The 26335-nt window shown below is 67.7% G+C and carries 28 protein-coding genes; 11 read left to right on the top strand and 17 right to left on the bottom strand.

Annotation, left to right across the window (positions count from 1 at the left end; all coding sequences use genetic code 11):
* Nucleotides 1-96: 96 nt before the first annotated feature.
* Nucleotides 97-1497 carry a DNA repair protein RadA gene (gene radA / locus ABZ909_RS14085; RefSeq protein ID WP_356998755.1) on the bottom strand — a complete coding sequence of 467 codons (1401 nt, stop codon included), beginning with the start codon at nucleotides 1495-1497 and terminating at the stop codon, nucleotides 97-99.
* A gap of 244 nt (nucleotides 1498-1741) precedes the next feature.
* Nucleotides 1742-2386, bottom strand: coding sequence for a hypothetical protein (locus ABZ909_RS14080; protein WP_356998753.1), 645 nt, complete (start codon nucleotides 2384-2386; stop codon nucleotides 1742-1744).
* A 440-nt stretch (nucleotides 2387-2826) separates the two neighbouring features.
* Between ABZ909_RS14080 and carD the strand changes: the two genes are divergently transcribed.
* The 6 genes from carD (at nucleotide 2827) to ABZ909_RS14050 (ending at nucleotide 7677) form a co-directional block, all read left to right on the top strand.
* The gene (carD, locus tag ABZ909_RS14075) at nucleotides 2827-3315 is read left to right on the top strand and encodes an RNA polymerase-binding transcription factor CarD (RefSeq protein ID WP_025346809.1); all 489 of its coding nucleotides are present in this window, start codon (nucleotides 2827-2829) and stop codon (nucleotides 3313-3315) included.
* A 2-nt stretch (nucleotides 3316-3317) separates the two neighbouring features.
* Nucleotides 3318-4064, top strand: a complete 747-nt coding sequence (gene ispD / locus ABZ909_RS14070; protein ID WP_356998750.1) for a 2-C-methyl-D-erythritol 4-phosphate cytidylyltransferase — start codon at nucleotides 3318-3320, stop codon at nucleotides 4062-4064.
* A gap of 14 nt (nucleotides 4065-4078) precedes the next feature.
* Nucleotides 4079-4546 (top strand): 2-C-methyl-D-erythritol 2,4-cyclodiphosphate synthase, encoded by a 468-nt coding sequence (ispF, locus tag ABZ909_RS14065; RefSeq protein ID WP_356999242.1) that lies wholly within the window; start codon nucleotides 4079-4081, stop codon nucleotides 4544-4546.
* Between the two features lie 45 nt (nucleotides 4547-4591).
* The gene (cysS, locus tag ABZ909_RS14060; RefSeq protein WP_356998747.1) at nucleotides 4592-5992 is read left to right on the top strand and encodes a cysteine--tRNA ligase; all 1401 of its coding nucleotides are present in this window, start codon (nucleotides 4592-4594) and stop codon (nucleotides 5990-5992) included.
* A 308-nt stretch (nucleotides 5993-6300) separates the two neighbouring features.
* Entirely contained in the window at nucleotides 6301-7284 is a 984-nt protein-coding gene (gene rlmB, locus ABZ909_RS14055) for a 23S rRNA (guanosine(2251)-2'-O)-methyltransferase RlmB (RefSeq protein ID WP_356998745.1), read from the top strand.
* A 114-nt stretch (nucleotides 7285-7398) separates the two neighbouring features.
* Entirely contained in the window at nucleotides 7399-7677 is a 279-nt protein-coding gene (locus ABZ909_RS14050) for a DUF4190 domain-containing protein (RefSeq protein WP_356998743.1), read from the top strand.
* Nucleotides 7678-7736: 59 nt separating this feature from the next.
* Here the strand turns inward: ABZ909_RS14050 and ABZ909_RS14045 are convergent, their stop codons facing one another.
* The 3 genes from ABZ909_RS14045 to ABZ909_RS14035 all read right to left on the bottom strand — a co-directional run bounded on the left by ABZ909_RS14045 (nucleotide 7737) and on the right by ABZ909_RS14035 (nucleotide 10592).
* A complete protein-coding gene (locus tag ABZ909_RS14045) occupies nucleotides 7737-8549 on the bottom strand; it encodes an enoyl-CoA hydratase/isomerase family protein (RefSeq protein WP_356998741.1) in 813 nt (270 codons plus the stop codon).
* 48 nt (nucleotides 8550-8597) lie between these two features.
* Complete coding sequence (locus ABZ909_RS14040; RefSeq protein WP_356998739.1) at nucleotides 8598-9770, bottom strand: acyl-CoA dehydrogenase family protein; 1173 nt, start codon at nucleotides 9768-9770, stop codon at nucleotides 8598-8600.
* A gap of 78 nt (nucleotides 9771-9848) precedes the next feature.
* Nucleotides 9849-10592: an alpha/beta hydrolase gene (locus tag ABZ909_RS14035; RefSeq protein WP_356998737.1), complete on the bottom strand. Its 744-nt coding sequence runs from the start codon at nucleotides 10590-10592 to the stop codon at nucleotides 9849-9851.
* A 73-nt stretch (nucleotides 10593-10665) separates the two neighbouring features.
* Between ABZ909_RS14035 and mhuD the strand changes: the two genes are divergently transcribed.
* Nucleotides 10666-10977, top strand: a complete 312-nt coding sequence (mhuD, locus tag ABZ909_RS14030; RefSeq protein ID WP_356998735.1) for a mycobilin-forming heme oxygenase MhuD — start codon at nucleotides 10666-10668, stop codon at nucleotides 10975-10977.
* Nucleotides 10978-11075: 98 nt separating this feature from the next.
* Here the strand turns inward: mhuD and ABZ909_RS14025 are convergent, their stop codons facing one another.
* The 3 genes from ABZ909_RS14025 to ABZ909_RS14015 all read right to left on the bottom strand — a co-directional run bounded on the left by ABZ909_RS14025 (nucleotide 11076) and on the right by ABZ909_RS14015 (nucleotide 12422).
* Nucleotides 11076-11519, bottom strand: coding sequence for an OsmC family peroxiredoxin (locus ABZ909_RS14025; protein ID WP_356998733.1), 444 nt, complete (start codon nucleotides 11517-11519; stop codon nucleotides 11076-11078).
* A 138-nt stretch (nucleotides 11520-11657) separates the two neighbouring features.
* Complete coding sequence (locus tag ABZ909_RS14020; protein WP_356998731.1) at nucleotides 11658-12098, bottom strand: SRPBCC domain-containing protein; 441 nt, start codon at nucleotides 12096-12098, stop codon at nucleotides 11658-11660.
* 87 nt (nucleotides 12099-12185) lie between these two features.
* Entirely contained in the window at nucleotides 12186-12422 is a 237-nt protein-coding gene (locus ABZ909_RS14015; RefSeq protein ID WP_356998729.1) for a hypothetical protein, read from the bottom strand.
* 418 nt (nucleotides 12423-12840) lie between these two features.
* Between ABZ909_RS14015 and ABZ909_RS14010 the strand changes: the two genes are divergently transcribed.
* Nucleotides 12841-13656, top strand: a complete 816-nt coding sequence (locus ABZ909_RS14010) for a hypothetical protein (RefSeq protein WP_356998726.1) — start codon at nucleotides 12841-12843, stop codon at nucleotides 13654-13656.
* Nucleotides 13657-13799: 143 nt separating this feature from the next.
* A complete protein-coding gene (locus tag ABZ909_RS14005; RefSeq protein WP_356998723.1) occupies nucleotides 13800-13922 on the top strand; it encodes a hypothetical protein in 123 nt (40 codons plus the stop codon).
* A 60-nt stretch (nucleotides 13923-13982) separates the two neighbouring features.
* Here ABZ909_RS14005 and ABZ909_RS14000 read toward each other — a convergent pair whose 3' ends face one another.
* Together ABZ909_RS14000 and ABZ909_RS13995 are read right to left on the bottom strand one after the other, a co-directional pair.
* Entirely contained in the window at nucleotides 13983-14831 is an 849-nt protein-coding gene (locus tag ABZ909_RS14000) for an ABC transporter permease (RefSeq protein WP_356998720.1), read from the bottom strand.
* A complete protein-coding gene (locus ABZ909_RS13995; RefSeq protein WP_356998717.1) occupies nucleotides 14828-15724 on the bottom strand; it encodes an ABC transporter ATP-binding protein in 897 nt (298 codons plus the stop codon). Before ABZ909_RS13995 ends, ABZ909_RS14000 begins: the two co-directional genes overlap by 4 nt.
* A 125-nt stretch (nucleotides 15725-15849) precedes the next feature.
* Between ABZ909_RS13995 and ABZ909_RS13990 the strand changes: the two genes are divergently transcribed.
* Both ABZ909_RS13990 and ABZ909_RS13985 read left to right on the top strand, forming a co-directional pair.
* Nucleotides 15850-17076 carry a histidine kinase gene (locus ABZ909_RS13990; protein WP_356998714.1) on the top strand — a complete coding sequence of 409 codons (1227 nt, stop codon included), beginning with the start codon at nucleotides 15850-15852 and terminating at the stop codon, nucleotides 17074-17076.
* A 22-nt stretch (nucleotides 17077-17098) separates the two neighbouring features.
* Nucleotides 17099-17761 (top strand): response regulator transcription factor, encoded by a 663-nt coding sequence (locus ABZ909_RS13985; RefSeq protein WP_356998711.1) that lies wholly within the window; start codon nucleotides 17099-17101, stop codon nucleotides 17759-17761.
* Nucleotides 17762-17859: 98 nt separating this feature from the next.
* Here ABZ909_RS13985 and ABZ909_RS13980 read toward each other — a convergent pair whose 3' ends face one another.
* The 7 genes from ABZ909_RS13980 to lysS all read right to left on the bottom strand — a co-directional run bounded on the left by ABZ909_RS13980 (nucleotide 17860) and on the right by lysS (nucleotide 26325).
* Nucleotides 17860-18648, bottom strand: coding sequence for a phytanoyl-CoA dioxygenase family protein (locus tag ABZ909_RS13980; protein ID WP_356998708.1), 789 nt, complete (start codon nucleotides 18646-18648; stop codon nucleotides 17860-17862).
* 152 nt (nucleotides 18649-18800) lie between these two features.
* The gene (locus tag ABZ909_RS13975; protein WP_356998706.1) at nucleotides 18801-21359 is read right to left on the bottom strand and encodes an ATP-dependent Clp protease ATP-binding subunit; all 2559 of its coding nucleotides are present in this window, start codon (nucleotides 21357-21359) and stop codon (nucleotides 18801-18803) included.
* 258 nt (nucleotides 21360-21617) lie between these two features.
* Nucleotides 21618-22565 carry a lipase gene (locus ABZ909_RS13970; RefSeq protein WP_356998703.1) on the bottom strand — a complete coding sequence of 316 codons (948 nt, stop codon included), beginning with the start codon at nucleotides 22563-22565 and terminating at the stop codon, nucleotides 21618-21620.
* 195 nt (nucleotides 22566-22760) lie between these two features.
* The gene (locus ABZ909_RS13965; protein WP_356998700.1) at nucleotides 22761-23414 is read right to left on the bottom strand and encodes an anthrone oxygenase family protein; all 654 of its coding nucleotides are present in this window, start codon (nucleotides 23412-23414) and stop codon (nucleotides 22761-22763) included.
* A gap of 151 nt (nucleotides 23415-23565) precedes the next feature.
* Nucleotides 23566-24126, bottom strand: coding sequence for an FHA domain-containing protein (locus ABZ909_RS13960; protein ID WP_356998697.1), 561 nt, complete (start codon nucleotides 24124-24126; stop codon nucleotides 23566-23568).
* A 253-nt stretch (nucleotides 24127-24379) separates the two neighbouring features.
* Nucleotides 24380-24742: an Lsr2 family protein gene (locus ABZ909_RS13955; protein ID WP_354831422.1), complete on the bottom strand. Its 363-nt coding sequence runs from the start codon at nucleotides 24740-24742 to the stop codon at nucleotides 24380-24382.
* A 116-nt stretch (nucleotides 24743-24858) separates the two neighbouring features.
* Nucleotides 24859-26325 carry a lysine--tRNA ligase gene (gene lysS, locus ABZ909_RS13950; RefSeq protein WP_356999239.1) on the bottom strand — a complete coding sequence of 489 codons (1467 nt, stop codon included), beginning with the start codon at nucleotides 26323-26325 and terminating at the stop codon, nucleotides 24859-24861.
* Nucleotides 26326-26335 lie beyond the last annotated feature (10 nt).

The following is a 26335-nucleotide window of genomic DNA, read 5'->3' as shown; positions in this document are numbered from 1 at the left end:
TCCCGGCCTCCGCCGTCTTTCGAGAATTCCGGTAATCGCGAACCGAATTCCGGTCCGGATCGAATTCGATTCCGCGACCTCATTCGATTTCGGCTGTCATTCCGCCATTTCCGCCGGGGCCTGCGCACCGCGCCGCCGGCGCAACCCCGTAACGGCAAGGGCGGCACGGATATCGGCGACCTCACGCACGGTCATGCTGCGGCCGGTGCGTTCCGCGCCCGGCGGTACCAGGGCCTCGGTGAAGCCCAGCCGCTCCGCCTCCGCCAGCCGGCGGGTCAGCCCGGTCACCTGGCGTACCTCGCCCGCCAGCCCCACCTCGCCCAGCACCACCAGGCCGCTGGGCAGCGCCAGATCCTGGCTGGCGCTCGCAATGGCAAGCGCGACAGCCAGATCCGCGGCGGGCTCTGTGAGCCGCATACCGCCCACGGTGGCCGCGTAGACGTCCTGCTTGCCCACGAAGACGCCGCCGCGGCTCTGCAGGACAGCCAGGACCATGGAAACGCGGTTGTAGTCCAGCCCGCTCACCGCGCGCCGCGGCGCGGGCGCCTGGGTGTCCACCGTCAGCCCCTGCACCTCGCCCAGCATGGGCCGCTTGCCGTCCATGGCGACCGTCACCGCGGTTCCGGGCACCGCGTCGCCCCGATGGTGCAGGAACAGCCCCGAAGGGTCGTCCACGCAATGGATTCCGGCCTCCCGCATCTCGAAGCAGCCCACCTCGTCGGTGCTGCCGAAGCGGTTCTTGATGCCGCGCACCATGCGCAGCGAGGAGTGCTTGTCGCCCTCGAACTGCAGCACCACGTCCACCAGGTGCTCGAGCGTGCGCGGACCGGCCACCGCGCCGTCCTTGGTGACGTGCCCGACCAGCAGCACCGCGATCCCGCTCGCCTTGGCCAGCGAGGTGAGCGCCGCCGTCACCGACCGCACCTGGGTGACACCGCCGATCACGCCGTCCGCGTCGGCGGCCAGCATGGTCTGCACCGAGTCCACCACCAGCAGTGAGGGTTTCACCTGCTCCACGTGCCCGAGAATGGTCGCCAGATCCGATTCCGCGGCCAGGTAGACCTTGTCGTGCACCGCGCCCGTGCGGTCGGCCCGCAGCCGCACCTGCCCCGCCGACTCCTCCGCGGTCACGTACAGCGCGATCTCGTCGCGCGCCCGTGCCCACCGGTGCGCCACCTCGAGCAGCAGCGTCGACTTGCCCACCCCGGGCTCCCCGGACAGCAGCACCACCGACCCGGGAATGATCCCGCCGCCCAGCACTCGATCCAGCTCGGACACCCCCGTCGACCGAGCCTGGGTCTTGTTGGAGTCGATGCTCGAGATCGGAGCGGCCGCCGTGCTCGGCAGCATCGCCCGCCGCCCCACCGCGACCACCGACGCGGACGCCGCCATCTCCTCGATGGTCCCCCACGCGTTGCAATCCGGGCAGCGCCCAACCCATTTGGCGACCTCGTGCGAGCAGTCCGCGCACCGGTACAGCGATTTCACCTTGGCCACGCCGGGCAGCCTAGCCAGCGCCCCCGACACTGTGCTTTATTTGCCCTCCGCTTCGCTCCGGGCGGGTTCGCGGCCACGGCGCAGGTCTATGGAGCCGCGGTCTCGATTCTTCCCTCCTCCGCTTCGCTCCCCCGCTCCAAGGCGGAGGTCTATTCCAGCCGCAGTCCCAGAATCGAGACGGCCCCGAACAACAGCGCCCGCCCTGATGACTCAGGGCGGGCGCTGTCCGGCTTCTAACGGGAGCTCAGTGCTCGCCGCCCTTCTCCTGCTTCGCGGGCTCCTGGCGCGGGTTGTTCGCGCCGGCGTCGACGGGAGTGTTGACGACGACGGTGCCGCCCTCCTTGAAGACGAAGGTCAGCGGGTAGGTCAGGCCCGGGGTGACGTCCTTGGTGAGGCCGGTGACCTCGATCAGGACGGGCTTGGCGTTCGGGTCGGTGGCCTTGTCGGAGGCCGGCTCGCCGGCGTTCTGCTCGTGCATGGCGGCCGCGGCGGCCGCGTCCTTGGCGGTCGGCTTGTCGGCGACGACGGTGGTGGACGGCTTGATCTCGATCTTGTCGGCCATCTTGACCTGGCCCAGATCGGTGCTGATGCTGACCAGTTCGTCGGTCGTGCTGTCGCTGAGGTTGACGGCGCTGAAGGCCAGCACGGCCTTGCCGCCCTTGGCGTTGTTGTACTCCTCGGTCTGCGGGAGCAGGAAGCGCACGTCGCGCAGCGCGATGGAGCCGGCATTGGCGGCGTTGCCGTTGACGGCGGCGACCTGGGTGGCGGTCTGCGAGACCTGGCCGGCGCCGCAACCCGACAGCGCGAGCACCGCACCCGCAGCGAGTGCAGCAACTGTCACGGCACGCCGCCGCGACTTCGACGCAGTGGTGGCTTTCAGGGCAGTCACGGGGTCCTCCATGTCGACCGGGCTAACTCCACTATGGAGAGTAGTAGTCAAAGAGAGTAATGCGTCCCTCCCCCCGCTCTACACGCGGGCGGTGTCGCATGCGCGTGGCGTGCGCCCGCCGCGGCGGCCCGGCGCGGGCGCGACATCTCACAGAACGACCGGGCGGGATGTGTCAGGGGCCCTGACAGAGATTCGGAGACGACTTCTCGAGTGATGCATTGATCTTTATAAGAGGGCGCTCGGCCGCGTATGCGAAGTACGCACTCGCATATGCACGCGAACTCCGCGATGCGCTATCCCCTTATGCCACAACAGGATGCACACGTTTTGCGTTCTGTCAACCCCCGCCGCCGCTCCGTTGTGGCCCTGACCTGCGCCGTTGATCGCGCCGTTACCGAGTCGCATGTTAAACTGTGAACATCGAAAGGGGCACGGGACACATGATTTTTAAGGTCGGAGACACCGTCGTTTACCCCCACCACGGAGCGGCGCTGATCGAAGCTATCGAAACCCGCACCATCAAGGGTGTACAAAAGGAGTATCTGGTCCTGAAGGTCGCACAGGGCGACCTGACCGTTCGGGTTCCCGCAGAGAACGCAGAGTATGTCGGCGTCCGCGACGTCGTCGGCCAGGAAGGCCTCGACAAGGTCTTCCAGGTACTGCGAGCTCCGCACACCGAGGAGCCGACCAACTGGTCCCGCCGCTACAAGGCCAACCTCGAGAAGCTCGCCTCCGGCGATGTGAACAAGGTGGCCGAGGTCGTCCGCGACCTGTGGCGTCGTGAGCAGGACCGCGGCCTGTCCGCTGGTGAGAAGCGGATGCTGGCCAAGGCCCGGCAGATTCTCGTCGGTGAGCTCGCGCTCGCGGAAGGTACCGACGACGTCAAGGCCGAGACCCTGCTCGACGAGGTTCTCGCAGCGGCCTCCTGACCGTGAAAACTACACCCGGCGACGGCAGTCGTGTCGTCGCCTTGGTCCCTGCCGCCGGCATGGGCGTGCGTCTCGGTGAGAACAAGCCGAAGGCGTTCGTCCACATCGGCGGCAGTCCCATGCTCACTCGGGCGGTCCAGGGGCTGATCGATTCCGGATCGGTCGACGACGTTGTGGTTATGGTGCCCGCCGAACTCGTCGCCGAGACCCGCGCCCTGCTGCCCGTTTCCGCCGTGCACGTGCAGGTCGTGGCGGGCGGGGCGGAGCGCACCGATTCGGTGCGGGCCGGTCTCGCGGCCGCGCCCGATGCCACCCTGGTGCTGGTGCACGATGCCGCCCGGGCCCTGACTCCCCCGGCGCTCATCACCCGGGTGGTCGACGCGCTGCGCGCTGGTGAGCGGGCCGTGGTGCCCGCGCTGCCGGTGACCGACACCATCAAATCCGTGGACGAAACCGGCGCCGTGACGGGTACCCCGGATCGATCCGGGCTGCGCGCCATCCAGACTCCGCAGGGCTTCGATGCCGCGCTGCTGCGGGCCGCCTACGCTGTGGGTACACAGGCGACAGACGACGCGGGATTGGTGGAAATGCACGGTGCGACCGTTCATACGGTGCTCGGTGACGCCCTGGCCTTCAAGATCACCACGCCGTTGGACCTGGTCCTCGCCAATATGCTTGCCGCCCGCCGTGATACGGCCGACACCGCAGGTGGGCTGGACGCGACACGCGAAGCGGTGATCGCCCCGTGATGGATCCCATGGCGCTGCGCACCGGCATCGGCAGCGATGTGCACCCCGTCGAATCCGGCCGGCCCTGCTGGATGGCGGGCCTGCTGTTCGAGAGTGACAACGGGTGCGCGGGACATTCCGACGGTGATGTCGCGGCGCACGCGCTGTGCGACGCGCTGTTGTCGGCCGCCGGGCTCGGCGATGTGGGCGCGGTTTTCGGCACGGGTCGCCCGGAATGGGCGGGCGTGTCCGGCGCGGCCATGTTGAAAGAAGTCCGGCGTCTGCTCGACGAGGCCGGATTCACAATTGTCAATGCGGCTGTACAGGTAATCGGGAATCGCCCGAAAATCGGCCCGCGACGGGCCGAGGCGCAGCAGGTGCTGGGCGAGCTTCTGGGCGCGCCGGTCTCGGTGTCCGGCACCACGACCGACGGATTGGGCCTCACCGGCCGCGGCGAGGGCGTGGCGGCGGTCGCCACCGCGCTGCTGTGTTGTCGCGCCTGACGCACCCGTCATCCGCCCATTTCCCAACAGCTAGGATGCTCTGTCGTGACTCTGCGCCTTTTCGACACCGAGACGCGGACCCTGCGTGAATTCACGCCGCTGGTCCCTGGCAAAGCCTCGGTGTACCTGTGCGGCGCGACCGTTCAGGGGGAACCCCACATCGGGCACGTGCGCAGCGGCGTCGCCTTCGATGTGCTGCGACGGTGGCTGGCCGCCAATGATTTCGACGTCGCCTTCATTCGCAATGTCACCGATATCGACGACAAGATTCTGAACAAAGCCGCCGATCACGGCCGCCCGTGGTGGGAGTGGGCCGCGACCCACGAGCGTGCCTTCGACCGCGCCTACGAGACGCTGGGCGTGCTGCCGCCGTCCGGCGAGCCGCGCGCCACCGGGCACATCACCCAGATGGTGGGGATGATGGAGCGGCTCATCGAGCGCGGCCACGCCTACGCCTCCGAGGGCAATGTCTATTTCGACGTGCTGAGCTTCCCGGATTACGGAAAGCTGTCCGGGCACAAGCTCGATGACGTGCACCAGGGTGAGAGCGCGGGCCAGGGTAAGAAGGATCCGCGCGATTTCACGCTGTGGAAGGCCGCCAAGCCGGGTGAGCCCAGCTGGCCGTCGCCGTGGGGTCCGGGTCGCCCGGGCTGGCATCTGGAATGCTCCGCCATGGCCGAGTTCTATCTCGGACCGGAATTCGATATTCATTGCGGCGGAATGGATCTGGTTTTCCCGCACCACGAGAACGAAATCGCGCAGTCGCGCGCGGCCGGGGACGGATTCGCCCGCTACTGGCTGCACAACGGCTGGGTGACCATGGGCGGCGAGAAGATGTCCAAGTCGCTGGGCAATGTGCTGTCCATTCCGAACGTGCTGGAACGGGTCGGGGTGCGCGCGGTCGAGCTGCGCTACTACCTGGGCAGCGTGAGCTACCGGTCCATGATCGAGTATTCCGATCAGGCGCTGACCGAGGCGGCCGCCGGGTACCAGCGGCTGGAGGCCTTCGTGCTGCGGGTGGCCGAGCGCACGGGCGAGGTTCCGGTCGGCACCTGGACCCCGGCCTTCGCGGACGCGCTGAACGACGATCTCGGAGTTCCGCAGGCGCTGGCCGCGATTCACGGCGTAGTGACCGAGGGCAACAAGGCACTCGATGCGGGTGACTTCTCGGGTGCGCGGATGCTGGCCGGGCAGGTCCGGACCATGCTGGGCATTCTCGGTGTGGATCCGTTCGACGAGCACTGGGCTGCGCCCGAGGACAATTCCGCCGCCATCGCCGCGCTCGATGTGCTCATCGGCGCAGAACTGCAGCGGCGACAGCAGGCGCGCGCCGACAAGGACTGGGCGACCGCTGACGCGGTTCGCGACCGGCTCGCGGCCGCGGGCGTCGAGGTCACCGACACGCCGCAGGGCGCGGAGTGGTCCCTGGCCAAGGAGAAGAAGTGAGCGGTTCCGCATAGGTGGAACCCGGGTCACCCGAATACCGCGTGGGCTAGCCCGCGCGGTGTGGCGGAGCGCACCGAATTCGGGGTGGCGGCCCAGCGTGGGGCACAATTCGTAGCGTCCCTCCGGCAATGCCGCGCGGCTCGCGGCCGTCCGGAGGCGCTGCTCCTGGGGCAGCGCGAAAGTTCAGACAGGGGCGCAGCCGTTCGCTGCGCCGACCGGAGGCAGGTTTCCCGCACGATCGACCGTGAGCGGGTTCGTCCCGCGGCCGGGCCGAGGCGGGATACCCGCGTGATACGGAAGGCGAAGTGATGGCAGGCAATTCCCAGCGACGCGGGGCGACGCGCAAGTCCGGCACCAAGAAGGGGCAGACCGTCGGCTCCGGCGGGCAGCGCCGGCGCGGGCTCGAGGGCAAGGGCGCAACCCCCAAGGCCGAGGACCGCACCTACCACCCGGCCGCGAAGCGCGCCAAGGCGAAGGCCAAGGCGCAGGCGACGGCCGCCACCACCCGGTCGCGCAATGCCGCCCGGCCGATCGCGGGCCGCAAGGACAACGAGGGTCCGGAACTGGTGCTCGGCCGGAACCCGGTGGTGGAGTGCCTGCGCGCGGGTGTTCCCGCCACCGCGCTCTATATCGCCAATGGCGCCGAGAACGACGACCGGCTCAGCGAGGCGGTGAAGACGGCCGCGGAGATCGGTATCTCGATCCTGGAGGTGCCGCGGACCGATCTGGACAAGATGAGCCACAACGGCATGCATCAGGGCATGGCGCTGCAGGTGCCGCCGTATCGCTACGCCCACCCGGACGATCTGGTCGACCGGGTGCACAATTCGGGCGAGCCGGCGCTGCTGGTGGCGCTGGACAATATCTCCGATCCGCGCAATCTGGGTGCGGTCATCCGCTCGGTGGCGGCCTTCGGCGGGCAGGGTGTGGTGATCCCGCAGCGGCGCAGCGCCAGTGTCACCGCGGTGGCGTGGCGCACCAGTGCGGGTGCGGCAGCGCGACTTCCGGTTGCGCGAGCCACGAATCTGACTCGCACGCTGAAGGATTGGGCGAACAAGGGTTACCAGATCGTCGGCCTCGACGCGGGCGGCGACACCACCCTCGACGAATTCGACGGCAGCGCACCGACGGTCATCGTGGTCGGCTCGGAGGGCAAGGGCTTGTCGCGCCTGGTGCGCGAGACCTGCGACGCCATCCTGAGCATTCCGATGGCGGGTCCGGTCGAGTCGCTCAATGCCTCGGTGGCGGCTGGTGTGGTGCTGGCCGAGGTGGCGCGGCAGCGCCGGGCCTGATTCGGTCACTCGACCACCACATATCGAGGCTCGTGGGCCTCGATATCCAAGTGGCGCAAGCGAACACCGCGCGTCAGCCTGCCGCCGCGGGGCTTCCGCCCGTAAACTCGTGCGGTGGTATTCGATCAGCCGCCCATCGGGTCCCCCGTCGAGCACGAGCATGCGACGGCCGTCTTGCTGCTGGGAGCGCTCAGCGTGTTCTGTTGCGGCGCGCTGGGTCCGATCGCCTGGGCGCTCGGACGGCGGGCGCTGAACGAGATCGAGGAGGGCGGGGGCCGGTTCGGCGGCCGGGTGCAGGTCCTGGTGGGCTATACCCTCGGCGTCATCGGGACCTGCCTGATGGTGGTCTTCGCCTGCATCTTCCTGCTGATGGTCATCAGCGGGCGCGCCTAGCCGAACAGCCCGATCAGGCCCGGCCGAACGGCCCGATCAGGCCCGGCCGAACGGCCCGGTCAGTCCAGACCGGGCCGGCGCTCGCCACCTGTCACGGCATCCCAGGCGGGCCATTCGCCGCTGACGCTGCCGGTCCACTTGGGCGGGCGGCGGTCCTTGAGGGCCGCGACGCCCTCACCGCCGTCGGTGCTCTTGGCGACGTAGTCGTTGAGCTCGGTTTCCAAGCGGCCCACGGTTTCCGGGGTCATGGTGGGGGCCTCCCACAGCAGGCGCTTGGAAAGCGCCACCGGGAGCGGGGCCGAACCGTGGGCGATGTCGTGGGCCACCTCGAGGGCGGTGGGCAGCACCTCGGCGGCATGCAGGCAGGAATTGGCGATGCCCAGGGTGTACGCCTCGTCGCCGTCGAAGGTGCGGCCGGTGAGCAGCAGGTCGGCGGCGCGGGCGCTGCCGATCAGCCGGGGCAGGGTCCAGTGCGCGAACCCGTCGGCGAGCGCGCCGCGGCGAACCTGGTTGAGCGCGTACACCGCGTCGCGGGCGACATAGCGCAGGTCGCACTGCAGCGCGATCTCCAGGCCGATGCCCACCGCGTGCCCGTTCACCGCCGCGATGACCGGTTTCCGGATCCGGAACGGTGGCGGATCGATGAGGCCGTTGACCTCGCCGACCTTCAGCGACAGGTCCGCGCCCGCGCAGAACGCGGGCGGGGTCCCGGTGATGACGACCGCGCCGATGGCGTCGTCATTGTCGCAGCGGCGTAGCGATGCACCGAGTTCCGACGCCATGGCCGGGGTCAGTGCGTTCTGCTGGGCGGGCCGATTGAGCGTGAGCACGGCGACGCCGCCGGAGACGTCCACGTGCAATTCCGAACTCATGCGCCAGAATCCTAGTCATCCCCGCGACGGCACGCCCGAGAGCTGGCATCATCCCCGCAGGATCTGCCGCCCGATGGCGTACTTGTGCACCTCGGTCGGTCCGTCGTAGAGCCGGAAGGCTCGCATGTCGCGGAAGATCATCTCGACCACCGTCTCGTCGGAGATGCCGATGCCCCCGAGCACCTGGACGCAGCGGTCGGTGACCTTGAACAGCTCCTCGGAAACGTAGGACTTGGCGATGGAGGATTCGTGGCGGGCCTTGTGGCCCTGGTCCATCAACCAGCAGGCGTGCCAGATGGTGAGCCGGCACTGGTGCAGCGCAATCTCGTTGTCCGCCAACATGAACGAGACGCCCTGATGCTCGCCGATGGGCTTGCCGAAGGCGGTACGGGTCTTGGCGTAGTCGACCGCGATGGCCTGCGCCCGCTCGGCCGCGCCCAGCCAGCGCATGCAGTGGGTGAGGCGGGCCGGGGCCAGCCGCAACTGGGCGTAGCGCAGCGCCTGGCCGGTCTCGCCGAGCACGGATTCCCTGGGCAGCACCAGGTTGTCGAAGCGCACCACCGCGTGGCCGCCGACGTAGTTGCGGTCCATGGTGTTCATAACGCGTTCGATTACGATCCCGGGCGCGTCGCCCTCGCAGAGGAACAGGGTGGGGCCCTCGGGCAGGTGCGGGTTGGCGGCCAAGCGCGCCATGATGATCCAGGTCTTGGCGCCGTCGGCGCCGGTGATCAGCCACTTGCGGCCGTTGATGGTGAAGTTCTCGCCGTCGAAGGTGGCCTCGGTGGCGAGCTGACTGGGGTCGGATCCCGCGCCGCCCGGCTCGGTCATGGCGAAGACGCTGCGCTGGTGGCCGTCGATCACCGGCTGCAGGAAGCGTTGCGTCTGTTCCGGATTCGCGATCTTGGAGAGCAGGAACATATTGCCCTCGTCGGGCGCGGCGCAGTTCATGGCGACAGGGCCGAGGGTGGACCAGCCGGCCGCCTCGTACAGCACGGCCTGCTCGATGTGGGTCAGGCCGCGCCCGCCCAACTCCACCGGTGCCTGGATGGTGAGCAGCTTCTCGGCGCGGGCCAGCTCGACCAGTTCCTGCCGCAGCTCGTCGTCGGGACCGTGTGCGGTCAGGCGCGGATCACGCTCGAAGGGCACGATCTTGTCGATGACGAACCGGCGAACCCGATCGCGTTCGGCAGCAAGGTCGGCGGGAATCGAGAAGTCGATCATCGTTTGTCACCATCCGTCGGGAGTCGCGGTCGAGCCGAGCATACGACGACCACCCCGCCCGACTGAAGGCACCCGCCATCAAACGAGTACGCGGCGCAGGAAATCCTCGACTTCGGCCCGGTAGGCGGCGGGTTGATCGTCATGGACGAGGTGGCCGGCATCGGGGATGACGACGTGGCGGGCATCGGGGTGGAGCTCGGCCATCTCGCGCATCTGCCCCGGCGGGGTGATGGTGTGCTCGCCCTCGATCAGCAGTACCGGGACGGTGATGGATTTCCACTGCGCCCAGAAATCGCGCGTGCCCCATTCCTCGGAGATGTCCCGGAAGGTCGGGATCTCACCGTGCAGGCGATAGCCGTCGGGGCCGTGCCGGAACGAGTCGAGGAAGTAGCGTCCCGCGACCGGGCCGAAGAATTCCAGTACGGCCCGCTCGTCCGGAAACGGTTGTGGCCAAGCTGAAATCACGGCCGCCCAGTTCTCCGCGGTCCGTCCCTGGAAGTCCGGCGCCATGTCCTCGACCACCAGCGCCCGCACCCGCGCCGGATGCGCCGCGGTGAACATCCACCCGTGCAGACCGCCCATCGAATGCCCGATCACCACCATGGGTTCGGCGATGTCCGAGGTCGCCTCGGCCAGATCGGCCACGAACGCCTCGGTGGTGAGCCGGTCGGGCGCGGGACGCCCGTGCCCGGCGGCATCGAACGTGTACACGTGCCCGAATTCGCGCAGCCAGGGCAGCTGGGCCCGCCAGGTCCGGGCGCTGCCCATCAATCCGTGCAGCAGCAGGATCGGCGCGCCGGCGCCGCCTTCGTCGTACAACATCGCCTCGACCATGTGTTCCGAGTTGGTTATTGCCTCGAACGATACGTGCGCGACGCGGAGTACATTCGCACCCATGGCAGTCGTCAAGATCAACGCAATCGAGGTTCCCGAGGGCGCCGGCCCCGAGCTGGAGAAGCGCTTCGCGCACCGCGCGCACGCGGTGGAGAACTCGCCGGGCTTCCTGGGTTTCCAGCTGCTCCGCCCGGTCTCCGGTGACAACCGGTATTTCGTTGTCACGCAGTGGGATTCGGAGGAGTCCTTCGCGGCATGGCGGGACGGCCCGGCACGCGAGGCGCACGCGGGCGAGGCGCGCAAGCCGGTCTCCACCGGTGCTTCGCTGCTGGAGTTCGAGGTCGTCCTGGACGTGGCGGGCAAGAACGCCTGATCAACGCGGGTGGGCACGTGTTGACAGTGCCAACGGGAATGTCACTCTTCGAACCGGTGGTTCCCGGCTGACGACAGCGCCAGCCGGGAACTCGCGAACTACGCCTCGAAGGTGGCATCCAGTTCGATGGTGTCGACGCCGGCCAGCGCCTTGGACACCGGGCAGCCCGCCTTGGCGGCCTCGGCGGCGGCCAGGAAGCCGGCCTCGTCGATGCCCGACGCCTTGCCGACCAGGGTCAGCTTGATCTTGGAGATGCGGAAGCCACCGGCCGGGTCCGGGCCCAGGGTCACATCGGCGGTGATGTCCAGGCTCTGCACGGTGCCACCGGCATTGCCGATCTGACCCGACAGCGCCATGGCGTAGCAGGAGGAGTGCGCGGCCGCGATGAGCTCTTCGGGGCTGGTGGTGCCGTCGGCCTCGTCGGCGGTGCGCTTCGGGAACGAGACGTCGTACTTGCCGACGCCCGAGCTGACCAGCTCGACCTGACCGGAACCGTCCTGCAGGCCGCCGACCCAGGCGGTGCGCGCGCTACGTGTGGGCATCACTATCCTTTCGTGGAGGGGGAACTCAACTCTCGGGGCTCTCAGGGGCTACGCCCCCGAACCGCCAAAAAATCGGTACTGGTCGAACCTACTCCGCTCGAAAGCGTGGCGGGCTCATGATCATTCGGTGTTCATCCCTCAGACCGCCGCGGCCGTGCGGTGGTCCCAGTGCTCGAGCACCCGCGGCCACGACCTCTCATGCCGGTCCCGGGTCACGGCGTTCGGGAAGCCGGCGTGGGTGAGGAGCAGGGCGGTGCCCGCGCCGTGCGCCGAAAGTTCCAGGGTGACCACGGTTTCCGCACCCTCGGTGCCGCCGGTGACCCAGGTCAGCTCGACCAGGCGGTCGGGTTCCAGGCGCAGAAATCTGCCGTAGTGCGGGTGGCCGCCGCCCGCGGTGAAGAAGAACGGCTCGTTCACCGCCGGACGCATGAGGATCGAACCCGGATCGGCGAACCAGAGTCCGAACTGCCGGGTGCATTGGCGGTAGAGCTCTGCGGGCGAAGCGACCATGATGCGTTCCGCGACCAGGAAGAACGGTCGCGCGGCGAGGTCGGGTGGCCGCAGGGGCGCAACGTCCATGGGGCGCGACGATACCGTCCCGGCCCCCGCTCACTCGGGATTGGTGACCCGAGCCAGCACAATGCCGCCGCCGATCATGGACAGCGCCTACACCCGGCCCGCGCTCAGCGAGTCCCTTTGCACCGCGACGCCCAGCCCGATCGCGCCCACCGCGCCGATGCCGGTGCAGATGGCGTAGGAGGCGTCGTGCTCGGCGCGCAGGTGGGCCAGCGCCGGATCCTGGCGCGAGTTGACCAGTTCTGCATTGACGAAAACCGTGTCGTCGACGGCGAAATGGCCCGGGAAGAAGTCGCGGAGATAGCGCTCCTGATAGTCGTGGATCACCTTCGGCGCGCCCGGCGAGTACGCGCCGCCGCACGCGGTAAAAGACCACGAATCGCGTGGGGGCCAGCAATATTCGCGGGAAGTCCGGCCGCAAACGCGGCATCGATAAGGGGGTAGTGGCGCAACCGGCCGGAAAACGATGGCCGAAATCCTCACCGAGGCCGATGTGCCAACGGTGTCCGATCGTCACGACGAGCCGAAGACACAAATTTCGACCCGCGCCAGACCACAGTTTTCGGGGCACGATCGAATGCCGGTTATATTTTCACACACGATCTTTCACGGTTGATCTCAGCGCGGCGGTGGGTCGGAAGGCCCACCATCGACACACCCGCAGCTGTTCCCTGGGAAATAATGAAAACCCAAGCCGACCACTGGAGCTCATGGACCCCGATCGCCACCATGCAGTTCCAGTACGGTGAGCGAGTTGGCGGTGGTGGCGGCATCCCAGCAGTCGATCAAATTCGCAGTGCTGGAACGTTACTCGGGCGCGCTCACGAAATTTCCGGCACGCGCTCACGATCTTGAACAGCTATCGTACGGAACGGCCGAGTCGCGGCCGCGAACAATATCGGAGGCCGTCATCCCTACCTCGCCCCGACTCGGCGCCGTACTCGGCTGCGCAGCAGTCATTCTGACCCTCGCCGCGTGCACGAATTCCAATACGGCCTCGACCGCGCAGTCGTCCACACCCGCCGCTAGCGCGTCGGCGGCCGCGACCACCTCGGCCGCGCAGGCCACGAGCCCGGCCGGCAGTGCCACAGGTTCGGCCGAGGGCATCGATGTCACCATCACGGCACAGGATCCGACGACGGTCCACGTGGGCGGTGCGCCCATGCGTTTCACGGTGACATTGACCAACTCCACCGATGGCGATATTCCGCAGGTGGCCATGGTGGTGTCGCTGGGTCACTGCACGTGCAGTTCGGGCATGGCCTCGCCCATGCCCTCCGGGACCATGCAGATGCTGGACACCGCCACCAACACCTGGCAGTCGGTGCGCTACGTGCACGAAGGCACCGGCACCGACTACCAATCGCAGACCCTGGTCCCGCCCTTCGCCCTCGAGCACGGCAAGATCGCCACGTATCAGCTGGAGATGCAGCTCGACGCCAAACAGAATTTCGCGGTCCACGAAGGCCAGTCCGCCATTCACGTGACGATCGTCGATGCCGCTACCAAGAAGCCGGTGACGGGCAAACCGACCGCGCTGCCGATCACCGTCGAGCCCTAGCCGCGCCGACCAGCGTTCAGTGGGCCGGTAGCGAAGGGTCATCAGGCTCAGACCGGCCAGGGCGTCTGCCTCGTCGGGTCGCGTAGTCGGTGGCGGGGATGGTGCGAGCGACTTCTGTGTGGGAGCGGCCGAGGCCCTCCCCTGTGCTGCTCGCACCGCTCGCCGCCGAGGTGTACCGGCATCAGCATGAACGCGTGCTCGGGTCCGGGCAGATCGCCGCGGGCCCGGTGAAACTCGCACACGGCGTCCTGGATCCGGCGGGCTGACACGACGACACGACCGCTCACCGGGCGGGTGAACGGTCGATCGCGCGGTGTTCGCTTGTCTCACACCATGTCACGGCGTCGAATCAGCCAGATCGTTCCGGCCGCGAAGACGACGACGTACGCGGCCAGCACCAGCAGGGACTCGCCGCGGCTCAGGACATCCAGCACGCCGGGGGTGGCCGGGCCGCCCACCGTGCGCAGGGAACCCGCCAGGGAGCCGGCCGCCGTGCCGGGCAGGTGGTCGGTGACGGCCCGGATGGGCGAGAAGATCGCCGCAACGCCGCGCAGCAGGTTCTCCACCACCAGCACCCACACCAGGCCCAGGCCCACCGCCAGCGCAGGACCCCGGGCAACCGCCCCGATCAGCGCGCCCGCCAGCGTCCACATGCCCAGAATGGCGGCGCCGGAACCGATTCCGAGCAGCATCCGGCCCGCCGAGGGCAACGCCGGGGACTGGCCCTGGGTGCCGGCGATGAGCTCGGCCACGCCGGTGTCGATCACGAAGGCGGCCAGCACCAGCGCGACCACCGTCACCGCCAGACTCAGCACCACCGCACCGATCACGTGCACCCGCGAAGGTCCCTGTGTGAGTGCGGTTTTCCAGCTGCCCCAGCCGTAGCCGCTGCCCACCGCGAGCGCGCCCAGCACCAGCATGAGCGCCCCGCCGAACATGGCCATGCCCTGCGTGAACACCTCCGACACGGCCGCGGGCAGCATCTGCTGCAGGAGCAACTCACGCGGCAGCCCGTTGGACATGCGGGTGGTGCTGCCGGTGGTGTAGGCCAGATAGTTGAACAGGTAGGCGAAGGTGAGATTCAAAAGGATCCAGGTGCCGAGCACGATCCAGAAGGCGGGCCACTTGCGCAGCCGCAGCAGTTCGGCCCGGGTGCTGGCCAGTAGGTCGGTCATTTCGACGTCTCCGTCATCTCGAAAAAGACTTCCTCCAAGGACTTTTCGTCGGTGCGCAGCTCGAGCAGCTCCGCGCCCGCCTCGATGACCGCGCGCGCCACCGCGGGAGCGTTCGCGGCCCCGGCGTCGATGCGAATACCGTTGGCGGTCACCAGCGCCGACCGCTCCCCCACCACGGCACGCACCGCGGGGAAGGCCACCTCCAGTGGCTCCGCACGCACCAGAAGCGAGGCCGTGCCACGCAATTCGCGCACGGTCGACTCGACCAGCAGACGCCCGCCGGAGATGACGCCGACGCGATCACAGATCTCCTGTACCTCGCTCAGCAGGTGGCTGGACAGCACGACGGTGTGCCCGTCGGCGGCGAGTCCGGTGATGAGCGCCCGCATCTCGGCCATGCCCGCCGGATCCAGGCCATTGGTGGGTTCGTCGAGAATCAGCAGGTCGGGGCGGCCGAGCAGGGCGGCCGCGACGCCGAGGCGCTGCTTCATGCCGAGCGAATAGGTGCGGAACCGGTCCTTGCCGCGGGCGCTGAGGGCCACCCGGTCCAGAGCGTCGGCGACCGCGTCGTCGCCGACACCCCGGTAACGGGCCAGGACGCGCAGGTTGTCCCGGCCCGACAGGTAGGGATAGAAGCCGGGGCCCTCGATGAGAACGCCCGTGCGGCACAGTGTTTCGGGGTCGCCGGGCTGCCGCCCGAGCACGGTCGCGCCGCCCGACGACGGACGGATGAGACCGACCAGCATGCGCAATGTGGTGGTCTTGCCCGCGCCATTGGGACCCAGGAAACCGTAGATCTCACCGCGGCGGACGCTCATGCTCACGGCGTCCACGGCGGTGTGGGAGCCGTAGCGCTTGGTCAGCCGATCGGTGACGACGATCGCTTCGTTCATGGGCTCAACGATCCGCCGCTGCGGACGGGAAAGAATCCGTCGCAGCGCGCGATCCGGCGTACGTATCTGGACGTATTTGGCCGCGACACAGTGCCGCTGCCCGGATACGGCGCTACGGTGCAGCTATGGACACACGCGGGGGAAGGCTCGGGCGGCGCGACGTGCTCCCGGCACTGGTGGTGGGGGCGTTACAACTCGGCTTCGGAACCTTGGCCAATCATCACCAGACGGTGATGCGCCAGCTCGATGTGTACGGATACGCGCTGCTCATCGCCGGTCCAGCACTGCTGATACTGCGCCGGCGCCGCCCGCTGGAAGTGTTCTACGCGACGCTGACCGTGGCGGTCGCATACCTACTGCTCGGTTACGGTTACGGGCCGATCTTCGTCTCGCTCATCGTCGCCTTCCTGACCGCCGCCGTCCTCGGATCCCGTTGGTACACCTACCCGTTCGTGGCCGCGGGCTACCTGCTCATGGTATGGCCGGTGCCCGGCTGGCGCGGGTACCACACCGGCGCCTGGCAGGAATTCGGTTTACTCGCCTGGCTTTTCGTACTCGCCGCGGCGGCCGAGGGTATCCGGCAGCGGCGCGCCGCCGTCATCGCGCGGCGGCAGCGCGGCGAGGCGGCCCGCCGCGAGGAACAGGCCGAGCGCGAACGCGAACAGGCCCAGCGCGCACTGGAATCGGCCGAGCGGGAACAACGGGTCACCGAGGAGCGCCTGGCCATCGCGCGCGAACTGCACGACGTGCTCGCGCACAGCCTGTCCCTGATCAATGTGCAGTCCTCGGTCGCGCTGGAACTGCTCGACCGCAAGCCCGAGCAGGCAGCCACCGCGCTGGCCGCCATCAAATCCGCCAGCAAGGACGCGCTCGGTGAGGTGAACGCGCTGCTGCGCTCCATTCGCGGCGGCACCGCCACCGTGACCGCGCCGACCACACCCACCATCGGCATCACCGACCTCGACAAGCTCACCGGACCGGCCCGCGCCGCCGGACTGGTGGTGCACACCATGGTGACCGGCGGGCCGCGGCGGCTGCCGGCCGTGGTCGACGTGGCCGCCGCCCGCATCGTGCAGGAGTCGCTCACCAATGTGGTGCGGCATGCGCCCGGCGCGAGCGTGCTCGTCACCGTGCACTACGCGACCGAGCGGCTGCAGCTCACCATCGACAACACCCGGCCCACCCGGCAGCCCGCCCCGCAGTCGCCGGCCGGTGGCCACGGCATCACCGGTATGACCGAGCGCGCCCACGCCCTGGGCGGGCAGCTGTCCGCGGAACCCAAGGCCGACGGCGGCTTCCGGGTCGCGGCCAGGCTGCCCACCCACCTGGCGCGACCCGAACCGGTTGCGTAGGTTCGGAATTCGAGGAGGTGCGATGCCGATCCGGGTGGTGATCGCCGATGATCAGGCGCTGGTGCGAGCGGGCTTCGCCGCGCTGCTCGGCGCCCAGAACGATATCGAGGTGGTGGGCGAGGCCGACACCGGCGCCCTGGCCCTCGGCCTGGCCCGCGAACTCCTCCCCGACGTCGTGCTGATGGACATCCGCATGCCCGAAATGGACGGCCTGGCCGCCACCCGCGCCATTGCCGCCGATCCGGCACTGGCCACGGTGAAGGTCGTGGTGCTGACCACCTTCGAACTCGACGAATATGTCTTCGAGGCCATGCGTTCGGGCGCCACCGGCTTCCTCGTCAAGCACACCGAGCCCGCCGACCTCATCAAGGCCGTGCGGGTGGTCGCGAGCGGTGACGCCCTGCTCTCCCCCAGCGTCACCAGACGCCTGGTCGCCGAATTCGCCTCGCACGCCAAACCCGCCCCCGCTGCGGCATTCTCCGAACTCACCGGCCGCGAACGCGAGGTCATGACCGCGGTCGCCGAGGGCCTCACCAATGCCGAGATCGCCGACCGCCTCTACATGAGCCCCGCCACCGCCCGCACCCACGTCAGCAGGATTCTGGTGAAACTGGGTGCGCGCGATCGCACCCAGCTCGTCGTCATGGCCTACGAATCCGGTCTGGTCCGCCCGGGCTGGCAGTAGCACCGAACTCGGCGAGTTCCATGACTCTCACCTTCCGCCCCGCGACAACGCGAATCATCCTTCCGGAGAACACATCCGGTGTACGTCCCGGTGCGTGGTCACCGTGCCGCACCCAGCTCCAGACCCCGCCGAATAGCCTGCTCCACCGGTGAGTACGCGCCGTCCGGGCGGTTCAGCACGCACGGTTCGCGCAACAGCAGCGGAGGCTGGGCCATGAATCTGGGGCGGCCGGTGCGATTGGGCTGGGCGGCGTGCACCAGGAACGGGTGGCAGAGATAGACATCGCCGGCCCTGCCGGTCGCGAGCGCCTCGGGCAGATCGGCCGTGGCGGAATAGAAGTCGTGGAGGTCGAACATGGTGGCGCCCTCGTCACCCAACGGCTCCAACACCGGGGCCAGGCGCAGATGCGAGCCGACACGGATGCGGGTCGGAGCGTCCTCGGCGCCGATATCGGAGAACAGGAACAGCATGAGCAGGGCCCGGCCCTTGGAGTGGATGTTCACGCGCCAGCTCAGGTAGTCGTCGCGGGCGGCATCACCCGGGAAGCTCACATCGACATGCCAGCCGTCGTCGCCTGGCGACTCCGGACCGGGGAAGCGAATAGGCCAGCTGCCCAGGGTCTTCCGGGGCAGCCAGCGGCCGGGACCTACCAATTGATCGAAGGCTTCGAGCAGGGGCGGGGCGGTGACCGCACGGGCGAAGGGCTCCTCGGCGTGGTCCCAGAGCCGGACGACCGGGCTGTGCCAGGTCGACGGGTCGTCGGGATCGCAACCGGTTGCACGCCACAGGATCTCGCGGCCCGCGGCAGCGGTCTCGACGGAGAAGGCCCCCTCGACCTTCACGAACCCTTCGGTGGTGAAGGCGGCGAGCTGAGCGTCGGTGAGCATGCGTTCCCTTCTGGTCGGCTATCCGAGCATCGGCTATACCGGGATCGCGCCGCCACCGAATTTCCGTCGCAGACAAGCGGAAAGCCCCGCCCTCCCGAAGGAGGACGGGGCTTTCGTTGTGTCGCTGAAGCTTGCCAGCCCGAGGCGGAGCGTTACTCGCCCGAGGCCGAGGACGGGGCGTCACCAGCGAGGGCGGCAACCGGCTTGTCCTCGACGGACTCGTCCGACTTCTTGGTCAGCTTGGCCTTCGGGCTGAAGGTGAACTTGGCGTTCTCGCCCTGGCCTTCGCCGTCCCAGCCCTCGACGTCCACCACCACGACCTGGCCGGGGCCCAGTTCGCCGAAGAGGATCTTCTCCGACAGCTGGTCCTCGATCTCGCGCTGAATGGTGCGACGCAGCGGGCGGGCGCCCAGGACCGGGTCGAAACCGCGCTTGGCCAGCAGGCTCTTGGCCTGTTCGCCCAGCTCGATCTCCATGTCCTTGTTCTTCAGCTGGTTGGCGACGCGGCCGATCATCAGGTCGACCATCTGGATGATCTGGTCCTGGGTGAGCTGGTGGAACACGATCACGTCGTCGATACGGTTGAGGAACTCGGGCCGGAAGTGCTTCTTCAGCTCGTCGTTGACCTTGAGCTTCATCCGCTCGTAGTTCGAGCCCTCGTTGTTCGACTGCGCGAAGCCCAGACCCACGGCCTTCGAGATGTCCGAGGTACCGAGGTTCGAGGTGAAGATCAGCACCGTGTTCTTGAAGTCGACCGTGCGACCCTGACCATCGGTCAGGCGGCCGTCCTCGAGGACCTGCAACAGGGTGTTGTAGATCTCCTGGTGCGCCTTCTCGATCTCGTCGAACAGCACCACCGAGAACGGCTTCCGGCGCACCTTCTCGGTGAGCTGGCCGCCCTCCTCGTAACCCACGTAGCCCGGAGGGGCACCGAACAGACGCGAGGCGGTGAAGCGGTCGTGGAACTCGCCCATGTCGATCTGGATGAGCGCGTCGTCCTCGCCGAACAGGAAGTTCGCGAGGGCCTTCGACAGCTCGGTCTTACCGACACCGGACGGACCGGCGAAGATGAACGAGCCCGACGGACGCTTCGGGTCCTTCAGACCGGCGCGGGTGCGGCGGATGGCCTTGGACACGGCCTTGACCGCGTCCTCCTGGCCGATGATCCGCTTGTGCAGCTCGTCCTCCATGCGGAGCAGACGGGTGGTCTCCTCCTCGGTGAGCTTGAACACCGGGATACCGGTCCAGTTGGCCAGCACCTCTGCGATCTGCTCGTCGTCGACCTCGGCCACGACATCCAGATCGCCGGAGCGCCACTGCTTTTCGCGCTCGGCCCGCTTGGCGACGAGCTGCTTCTCCTTGTCGCGCAGGCGCGCGGCCTTCTCGAAGTCCTGCGCGTCGATCGCGGACTCCTTCTCCCGGCGCGCCTCGGCGATCTTGTCGTCGAACTCGCGCAGGTCCGGCGGCGCGGTCATCCGGCGGATGCGCATGCGCGCGCCCGCCTCGTCGATGAGGTCGATCGCCTTGTCCGGCAGGAAGCGGTCGTTGATGTAGCGGTCGGCCAGCGTGGCCGCGGCGACGAGAGCGCCATCGGTGATCGAAACCCGGTGGTGCGCCTCGTAGCGGTCGCGCAGACCCTTGAGGATGTTGATGGTGTGCTCGACCGTCGGCTCGCCCACCTGGACCGGCTGGAACCGGCGCTCCAGGGCGGCGTCCTTCTCGATGTACTTGCGGTACTCGTCGAGGGTGGTGGCACCGATGGTCTGCAGCTCACCGCGAGCCAGCTTGGGCTTCAGGATCGAGGCCGCGTCGATCGCGCCCTCGGCCGCGCCCGCACCCACCAGGGTGTGCAGCTCGTCGATGAACAGGATGATGTCGCCGCGGGTGTTGATCTCCTTGAGCACCTTCTTCAGGCGCTCCTCGAAATCACCGCGGTAGCGGCTGCCCGCGACCAGGGAACCCAGGTCGAGGGTGTACAGCTGCTTGTCCTTGAGCGTCTCCGGCACCTCGCCGTTGACGATGGCCTGGGCGAGACCCTCCACGACGGCGGTTTTACCGACGCCGGGCTCACCGATCAGGACCGGGTTGTTCTTGGTACGGCGGCTCAGCACCTGCATCACGCGCTCGATTTCCTTCGAGCGGCCGATGACCGGGTCGAGCTTGCCCTCGAGGGCGGCCTGGGTCAGGTTGCGGCCGAACTGGTCCAGCACCAGCGAGGTGGACGGGGTGCCCTGCTCGCCGCGCGAACCGGAACCCTCGACCGGCTCCTTGCCCTGGTAACCCGACAGCAGCTGGATGACCTGCTGGCGCACCCGGTTGAGGTCCGCGCCCAGCTTGACCAGCACCTGCGCCGCGACGCCCTCACCCTCGCGGATCAGGCCGAGCAGAATGTGCTCGGTGCCGATGTAGTTGTGGCCGAGCTGCAGCGCCTCGCGTAGCGACAGCTCCAGCACCTTCTTGGCGCGCGGGGTGAACGGAATGTGACCGGACGGGGCCTGCTGGCCCTGGCCGATGATCTCCTCGACCTGCGAACGCACACCCTCCAGCGAGATGCCAAGGGACTCCAGCGACTTCGCCGCGACGCCCTCGCCCTCATGGATCAGGCCCAGCAGGATGTGCTCGGTGCCGATGTAGTTGTGGTTGAGCATCCGGGCCTCTTCTTGGGCCAGGACAACGACCCGCCGCGCGCGGTCGGTGAACCTCTCGAACATCGCTCCCTCACTCTCCTGCTCCGCCATCACTGGCATCCGGCGCTTCAGACCCTGTGCTGCCCTTCTGGTCGCCAGCCTGCCATGAAGCCCTGGGGTTGCATCCCCCGACTCCACTCTAGTTGCCGGGGGTCACGCACGTCGTCCGTCCACCCTATTGCGAACCGGCGACAGTACGACTCATTCAGTCATAACGGGGCAGTTGCGCGGCCCGTTTCCGAATCGGCTACGCCCACAGCGAACAGTCGCGTTCGGGGCTCCTCAGTCCCCGGTGACGGGCGGGACGAACTCGCACGGCACCGGCTGGGCATGCTCCGGATCGAGCGCGTTGAGGGCCATCATGGCCGCGCGATGACTGCCGGCGATGGCCATGTGATCGGAGAAGTCGACAGGGCAACCGTCCTGCATCAGATCATTGGTGACGTTCGGGGCCGGGACCAGCGCGATGGCGGGCCACACCGCCTCGTCGAAGTTGGAGGCCAGGTTGGTGTAGGTGACCGACGGGTCGTACACGCCGTCGGCGTTCAGGGCGTTGATGAACGAGGAATTGCGGAGCAACTCCGGGCACGCCTGGCAGACGACACCCATCGCGGCCAGGTTGTCCACCTGGTCGGCGCTCGCGCCGAGCTGCCGCCCGAAGGCGCGCACGACGTTCATCTGGTCGCCGAAGATACCCAGCCACGGGGGCGCGATGGCCACGAAGCGGTTGACCTTGCCCGAGCCGCCGAGCCGCTTGATGTAGTACTCACCGACCGTATTGCCCTGCGAGTGGGCGACGAAGTCGACCTGAGCCGCACCGGTCGCGGACAGCACGCGGCTCACGAAAGCGTCCAGCTGAGCGGCACTCTCGGGGATCGGCTTCATACCGCCCAGCGCGGACAGCGGCCACGGCACGTCGAGGGCGCCGTAAGTCAGCGCGTAGACGCAGTACCCCTGGTTGGCGAGCAGTGGCGCGTAGGCGCCCCAGTTGGTCTGCGCACCGCCCGCGGTGCCGTGGACGAGGACCACCGGATCCGGGTGCGCCGCACTGGGTTTGCAGGACCAGTCATTGGCGCCGGGCAGCGAGCCACCGGGATTCGTGAGCTCGTTGGGGATGCCCGCGAAGAAGTTGAAAGTGACCGGGTATTCCGCTCGGGCGGTACCGCTCGCACCGATCCACAAGACCGCCAGAACCGCCATGATCAGCAGTGATCCCGGCGTTCCAGGCATGGGCATCCTTCTCATGTTCCCTCCCAAATTAGAACGCGTTCCGCAAACCTAATCAGGAAACAAGCACGCGGGATGGATTACTGGCGGGTAAGTTCTGAAACCCGTTTCAGTACAGGAAAACGGCGGCGACCGGGACCCGCAGGCGGCTTGCGAGGCCACGCCCTGGGTCCCGGCGACCGCCGGAATCGGACCGAACTACTGCTGCCCGGAGGCGAATCCGGGCTGGGCCGGGAAAACCTGCTGAGCCGGAGCGGACCACGCCGCCGGAGCCGAGTACGCACCCGGCGCCGGCGGGAAGCCCGGCTGCGCGGCGGGCGTGACGGTGGCGACCGTGGCGGCCGTGCTCGCCTTGGCGTGCTGCACGCCGGCCACGAACAGCGCGCCCGTCAGCACCAGGAACGCCAGCGTGTGCAGCACCGCGCGGACGATATTCCAAGCCACCCATGAGCTTTCGAACTGCGAGCGCACCGCCGCCAGATCCTGGATCTGCCCGACGTCACCGGCATTGGCCAGCTGGTTGTTGAGCGGCACGTTCAGGCCCGAGGTGACGCAGAAGGCGATCACATTGAGGGCCAGCGCGACGCCGATCCAGATAAGCGCGGTCCGGTTGTCCCTGCCCAGGTGCAGGGCCGCGGCCAGCACGGTGAAGCCGACCGTGCCCATGAATCCGAGCATGAACCACGGATTGATGATGACCACGTTGATCTTCTGCATGACGTCGATGAAGGTGCGGTCGTCGGACTGGCCCAGGGCCGTCATCACCGAGGTCGCGTAGGCGTAGAACACCCCGGCGATCAGTCCGGTGGTCAGCGTCGCCGCCACCAGCGCGGCGGTGCGAAATGCGAACATCGTTCTCTCCTGACTGGATCTGCCACCCGTGTTCGTCCCGGGTGATCGACTACATCCAGTCAATCGCCGGCGGGCACGGAAACCCATGGCTCAGAAGCTCGCACGCATGCGCAGGGGTCCAACAGGCACGGGCAGTACCAGGATCGACGAATCAGAGGTCGCGTTCGGAGATGACGCCGGACTGCATGGCCAGGTTGGCGAGGCGAACCCGCTTCTGGTTCTGCGGGAGGTCCTCGACACCGAACTTCGCGAACAGCGCGCGGAGATGAGTCTTGATGGCGTCGACGCTGAGGAAGAGTTCCGCCGCGATCTGCTGGTTGGAGGCGGGTGAGGCGAACCCGTCATTGCTCCGCAGCGGCCGGCAGAGCGCGATCAATACCGACCGCTGAGTTTCGGTGAGCGAGCGCAGCGTCGGCAGCCCGCCGGTAGAGGTCTGCGTGACATCGCCTGCGGCGCCGCTGAAATCGTGGAAGGTGACCCGCGACGTACCCATCCGGATGACGTCCCCCGGCTGCAGCCGGTGGCGGCCGACCAGACGATCCCCGTTGACGAAAGTGCCGTTGCGGGAAAGGCCGTCGTCGACGATGGTCCAGTGCGCGCCCAGGTACTCGGCGGTGGCGTGCAGCCGCGACACCTCGACGTCCCAGAACAGAGACAGGTCGGCCTGCGGCGATCGCCCGATGGTGATTCGCTGCTGGTCAGGGGTCAGCATCAACTCATGCTGACGTCCCTCTTGATCCTTGACCCGGAGGAAGGAACCGTGAAAAGCGGTCACTGCGCCGATACCTCTTCTCTACATCCAGCCAGTGACATCGTCCGCACGATTCAATGGTGCCTGGCCTCCCCGGCACTAGCAAGATCGCAGCCGATCCTCCGGTTATACGCAAAGCGTATGAAAAAACCACTGCCGCCCGGGCACGCACGAAACACCCGGACGGCAGTCGAATCGGCGACTAGTCGGACAACTAGTTCTTAGCAGCGGCCTTGTTGTAAGCCTCGGTGATGTCAGCGGAGATACGACCACGAGCGGACACCTTGTGACCATTCCGGCGCGCCCATTCGCGAATGGCCGCGCTTTGTTCGCGATCGATCGACACCCGGTTCTTCGGGCCCGCGGCCGGAGCACCGGCCACCTTGGTACGACGTCGGCCACTCACGCGCCGAGCGGCCGAAACCCAACTGTCCAGACCCTCCCGCAGCTTGGCCGCATTCTCCGTCGACAAGTCGATCTCGTACGAGACGCCATCGATTGCGAACTCGATGGTCTCGTCCGCGATGGACTCACCGTCGACATCGTCGATCAAGCTAACGGTGACCTTCTTTGCCATGAGATGAACGTCCTCTCGAAATCGTGCGACCCGCATAGTCAGGCCGATTACCCGACGCCAGAATACCGCTAATTCCGATAGTCCCAGAACAGGCCCCGGAAATGCAATCCGGAGAACTATCGGGCTACCGGACGCACAATTGGAAAGAGTATCGTTTCCCGGATTCCCAGGCCAGTCAGGGCCATCAGCAAACGATCGATACCCATACCCGTTCCGGTGGTGGGAGGCATACCGTGCTCCATCGCGGTGAGGAAGTCCTCGTCCAGGCGCATGGCCTCATCGTCACCGGCCGCGGCCAAACGCGCCTGATCCATGAAACGGTCCCGCTGGATCACCGGATCGACCAGTTCGGAATAGCCGGTGGCCAGTTCGAAGCCGCGCACGTACAGGTCCCACTTCTCGGTAACCCCGGGCTTGCTCCGATGCTGGCGCGTCAGCGGCGATGTCTCAACCGGGAAGTCCCGCACGAAAGTCGGCGCGTAGAGCTTGTCGCCGTAGACGTGCTCCCACAGTTCCTCGACCAGTTTGCCGTGACCGTAGCCCTTGCCCTCCGGAATTTCCAGACCGACCCGATCCGCGAGCGCCAGCAATTCCTCGACCGACGTTTCCGGGGTGACCTCGGTGCCGATCGACTCCGACAGCGACGGGTACATCTCCACCGTCGCCCACTCACCGGACAGATCGTATTCGGTGCCGTCGGCGAGCGTCACGACCTGCGTGCCGTAGACTTCCTGCGCGACTTCCTGGATCAATTCCCGCATCATCCTGGCGGAATCGTCGTAGGTGCCGTACGCCTCGTAGGTTTCCAGCATTGCGAACTCGGGCGAATGGGTCGAGTCCGCGCCCTCGTTGCGGAAGTTCCGGTTGATCTCGAAGACCTTCTCGATGCCGCCCACCACGCAACGCTTCAGGAACAGCTCCGGAGCGATGCGCAGGAACAGCTCCATGTCGAGCGCGTTCGAGTGCGTGACGAACGGACGGGCCGCGGCACCGCCGTGAATGGTCTGCAGCATCGGGGTCTCGACCTCGAGGAACCCCCTGCGCTCCAACGCATTTCGCAACGCGCGCACGGCCGCGACGCGGGTGCGGGCCATCTCGCGGGCCTCCGGGCGCACGACCAGGTCGACATAGCGCTGGCGGACACGCGACTCCTCGCCCATCTCCTTGTGGGCCACCGGCAGCGGGCGCAGCGACTTGGCCGCCATCTCCCATGTATCGGCCATCACACTCAATTCGCCCGTGCGCGAGGCAATCACCTCGCCGTGCACGTACACGAAGTCACCCAGATCGACATCGGACTTCCAGGCCGCCAGCGACTCCGCGCCGACGCCATTGAGGCTGATCATCGCCTGCAGCTTGGTGCCGTCGCCCTCCTGCAGGGTGGCGAAACACAGTTTGCCGGTATTTCGGACGAAAATGACGCGCCCCGCAATCCCGACCGTCTGACCGGTCTGGGTATCGGCCGCCAGATCCGGGTACGCCGCACGAATTTCACCGAGGGTGTGGGTGCGGTTCACCACCACCGGATAGGCCTCACGACCCTCCTCCAGCAACCGCTCGCGCTTCTCGCGGCGAATCCGCATCTGCTCGGGA

This window comes from Nocardia sp. NPDC046763 (assembly GCF_040645495.1).
Lineage (GTDB): Bacteria > Actinomycetota > Actinomycetes > Mycobacteriales > Mycobacteriaceae > Nocardia.
The sequence above is the reverse complement of the archived record's forward strand: the minus strand, read 5'-3'. Positions and strand labels throughout refer to the sequence as shown.